The organism is Amycolatopsis keratiniphila subsp. keratiniphila (genome assembly GCF_001620365.2).
Classification (GTDB): domain Bacteria; phylum Actinomycetota; class Actinomycetes; order Mycobacteriales; family Pseudonocardiaceae; genus Amycolatopsis; species Amycolatopsis keratiniphila.
This window is the reverse complement of record NZ_LQMT02000053.1, coordinates 2,644-6,396: the sequence shown is the minus strand read 5'-3', so window position 1 is coordinate 6,396 and position 3,753 is coordinate 2,644. Positions and strand designations below refer to the sequence as shown.

Annotated in this window: 3 protein-coding genes and 1 pseudogene (1 of these 4 only partly in view); all 4 read left to right on the top strand. The window is 72.2% G+C overall.

Annotated elements, in window-relative coordinates:
* Positions 1–978, top strand: a pseudogene (locus tag AVR91_RS41550) (MFS transporter) (it extends 160 nt beyond the left edge of the window).
* Entirely contained in the window at positions 975–1,874 is a 900-nt protein-coding gene (locus AVR91_RS41545) for a TolB-like translocation protein (RefSeq protein WP_063270964.1), read from the top strand. The pseudogene AVR91_RS41550 and the gene AVR91_RS41545 overlap by 4 nt, the downstream one beginning before the upstream one ends.
* On the top strand, positions 1,871–2,899 hold the full coding sequence (locus AVR91_RS41540) for a hypothetical protein (RefSeq protein WP_063270965.1): 1,029 nt from the start codon (positions 1,871–1,873) through the stop codon (positions 2,897–2,899). Before AVR91_RS41545 ends, AVR91_RS41540 begins: the two co-directional genes overlap by 4 nt.
* An 8-nt stretch (positions 2,900–2,907) precedes the next feature.
* The coding region (locus AVR91_RS41535; RefSeq protein ID WP_228709488.1) for an ATP-binding protein at positions 2,908–3,753 on the top strand (846 nt) is incomplete at its 3' end.

Here is a 3,753-nt window from a genome sequence, read left to right as displayed (position 1 = left end):
GGCGGCTACTTCGCCGACCGCCTCGGCCGTCCGAAGGCCGTCGCCCTGGTGGGCTACGGCCTTTCGGCGGCCACCAAACTCGCCTTTCCGGCCGCCGGGTCCTCGCTCGGCGCGATCGGCCTGGTGATCGGCGCGGACCGGGCGGGCAAGGGCATCCGCACCGCCCCTCGGGACGCGATGATCACCCTCGCCACCCCGGCCGACGGCCTGGGCCGCGCGTTCGGGGTCCATCGCGCCATGGACACCGCCGGCGCGCTGCTCGGGCCGATCGCCGCCTTCGGCCTGCTGACCGTGCTCGTCGGCGACTACCCGGCGGTGTTCGGGGTGAGCTTCTGCCTCGCCGTGATCGCGGTGATCGTGCTGGCGGTGTTCGTCCGTGCCCCCGCCGGGACCGTCGAGCGGTCGCGGGTCCGGTTGCGCGCCGGATTCGCCTTGCTGCGCGGGGCTGGGCTTCGCAGAACCTGCCTGGCCGCGGCGCTTCTCGGTGTGTGCACGGTCGGCGACATGTTCCTGTTCGTCGGCGTGCAGCGGTCCGCGGGGCTGCCGCCCGGAGCGCTTCCCTTGCTGCCACTGGCGACGGCGCTGACGTTCATGGTGCTGGCGTCGCCGATCGGTCGGCTCGCGGACCGGCTCGGGCGGTGGAAGGTGTTCCTGGCCGGGCACGTCGTGTTGCTCGCCGCGTACGTCGTCCTGGCCGCTTCGGCGACCGGGTGGCTCGTCGCGGTGGTCGTCCTGGCGGCACACGGCGTGTTCTACGCGTGCACGGACGGCGTGCTGATGGCACACGCGGCGCCGCACGTGCCGGAATCGTTGCGGGCCACCGGTCTCGCGTTCGTCCAAACCGGACAGGCGCTGGCCAGGGCCGCCGGTGCGGTGCTGTTCGGCGCGCTCGCGGCGGGGATGGCACTGGCCCCCGCGTTCGCGGTGTTCGCCGTGGCGCTGCTGGTGTCGGTACTGGCCGGATCGAGGATGGCATGAAGCGGATCTGGGCGGGCGTCGCGGCGCTCGTGGTCACTGTCGTGGCCGGGGCGGTGTTCGTCGGGCTCCGCACCGGCGACGCGGTGGCGGAACAGCGGCTCGACCTCGCTCAAGGCGGGCTGCTGTACGTCGACGAATCGGGCCGCGTCCGGCAGGACGACCGCGTCGGCCCGTCCTGTCAGCGCGTCGACGTCGCCGCGGGCACCCTGGCGTGCCTGCGCGCGACGGCGGTACCCGACCAGGCCGAGCTGATCGTCACGAAACCGGGGGCGGAACCGCGGCGGATCTCCGAGTGGGGAATGCCGTCGCGGGTCCGGATGTCGCCTTCCGGACGGCTGGTGGGCTGGACGGTGTTCCGCGCCGGGGACTCGTATCTGGGCGGGGTGGGCACGTTCTCCACCACCGCCGGGATCTACGACCTCGACACCGGGAACCATTACGGCTCACTGGAGGACTTCGCGCTCACCGTCGACGGAAAGCCTTACCCCGCCCAGGATCTGAACTACTGGGGCGTGACCTTCGCCCGCGACGATCTGACCTTCTACGCCACGGCCCGGTCCGCGGGTGGCACCTGGCTGGTCCGCGGCGATCTCCGCGGTCGCACGCTGACCACGGTGCGGCAGAACGTCGAATGTCCCTCCCTCTCGCCGGACGGCACGCGCGTCGCCTACAAGTTCCGTGACGGCGACCGCTGGCGGCTGCACGTACTATCCCTTGTGGACGGACGTGACGTCCCGCTCGCGGACCCGGCGCATCTCGACGATCAGGCGCAGTGGCTGGACGACAAGACCGTCGCCTACGGGCGGGACAAGGCGATCTACTCCGTCCTCGCCGACGGCACCGGCACGCCCACGCTCCTCCGCGCGAACGGCTCCTCCCCCGCGGTGGTGCGGTGATCCCCCGTGACTGCACCCCGATCGGCCTGGTGCTGGCGGCGGTGGCCGCCGTCGTGGTCGTGGTCCTGCCCGCGCCGGTCCCGGCGGTCAAGGCTCCGGTCTCCGCGTCGGTCACCGACGTGTGGCCGGGCGCGCGGATCGCCGCGAACACCGTCACCGGTTCGCCCTACACACCCTTGGCGTACTTCGATTCCGGGACCTCCGCCGGGATCACCCGGGCGAGCGATTCGCTCCGGCTGACGCTGGGAGAACGAGTGCTCCGCGAGGTCCCGCTCTCGGGCTCGCCACGGTTCGTTCTCGCCACTTCCCCGGACTCACTGGTGTGGCTGGAACTGTCCGACATCACCGGGACGGGCGCGTTGTGGCGCGCCGGGCCACGCGGCGAGAACCCGGTCCTGGTCACCGCCGACACCGGGCGGGTCGTCCTCCTGGATTCCCAGTACGACCTCGTCGTGCACGAAGGCCGAGCGTCCTGGGTGGCCGTGCGGGGCGACGCCACCGAGGTGCGGACGGTCGCGTTGTCCGGCGGCCCCGTGACGAGCACGCCACTGCCCGGCGACTTCGCGCTCACCGCCTGGCCGTTCGCGACGTCGGCCGCCGTCGAGCAGGCGGGACCGTCGGAGCTGGTGGACCTCCGCGACGGCCGGGTCTCGCGGGTCGGCGGGCAGAACGTCGAACTGGTCGACTGCACGCCGTCCTGGTGCCGGGTCCAGGTGCTGCGCCAGAGCGGGACGGCGCGGTTCGACCTGATGAAACCCGACGGCTCCGAACGACGGCGGGTCGGCGGGAAGGGGATCCGGCCCGCGTTCGGCGACGTCGTCGTGCTCGACCGGTACGCGGTCGTGGTCGACGACGACCGCGGTGTGCTCGTCCTCTACGACACCGCCACCGGCAGGCTGGCCGACCTGGCCGCGGAGTTCGGCACCGTGCTGGCGCGGGGGCCGTACGTGTGGTGGTCGGTGGGCGGGAACGAGGCGCTCACCTGGCGGGTACTGGACCTGCGCACGCTCGAGGCATCTGTTTGACTGCTGCCGTGCCGTCCGATCGTGAGACCTCCGTCGAAGCGGAGTTCTCTCGGGTGGTCGGCCGGTTCGCCGGCCCGGCCAGGGGCGCCGGACTGCTCGTGATCAGCGTTTTCGGCGTGCTCGCCACGCCGTCGGGCGCGCTCCCGCTCGCCTTCGGTCTGCTGGCGCTGGCCCTGATCACCGCCGTGGCCGAGTACGTCGTCGGGAAGACGGGCCGGGGCAGGCCGGTGGCGTTCGCGCTGACCTTTGTGCGCGCCGGGGCGATCTGCGGCACCCAGTTCCTGACCGCGCCCGAAGCGGGCGAGCTGAACCAGTGGGCGCTCAACGTGCTCACCCTCACCGCGATCACCCTCCAATGGGAATGGCCACCGAAGGTCACCGTGCCCGCCATCGCCTGCCTGCTGGCGATCGAAGTGGTGCCGCTCGGCTTCGAGGACGGCTTCTCGGTGGTCCTGCGAGTGCTCATCGAAGCCACCCTCGCCCGCGGCGCCTTCCTCCTGTTGTCGCGGACCACGCGCCGGATCGACCATCTCCGTGAGCGCCGGGCCCGGCTGACCCGTGAGGAATCCCTTGCCGTGGAGCGACGATTACAGGAGCGGGAGTATCTGGCCGTGCTGCACGACACGGCCGCGGCCACCTTTCTCACCGTGGCCCAGCGCGGGGAAACGACGGATCCGTCCGAGGTCGCAGGCTACGCCCGCCGCGATCTCGCGATCCTCACCGGTGAATCCGGTCCCGGCAGTGTGGTCGACCTCGAAACCTCGTTGCGCGGCGTGCTCGCGCAAAGCCCGGTGAAGGTCGAGACGCACTGGTCGCCGGTCGCGCCGATCCCGGCGTCGGCGGCGCTCGCGCTG

Excerpts from the sequence above, each read along its gene's own strand:
- AVR91_RS41545 (WP_063270964.1), top strand. The coding sequence starts at position 975 with ATGAAGCGGATCTGGGCGGGCGTCGCGGCGCTCGTGGTCACTGTCGTG.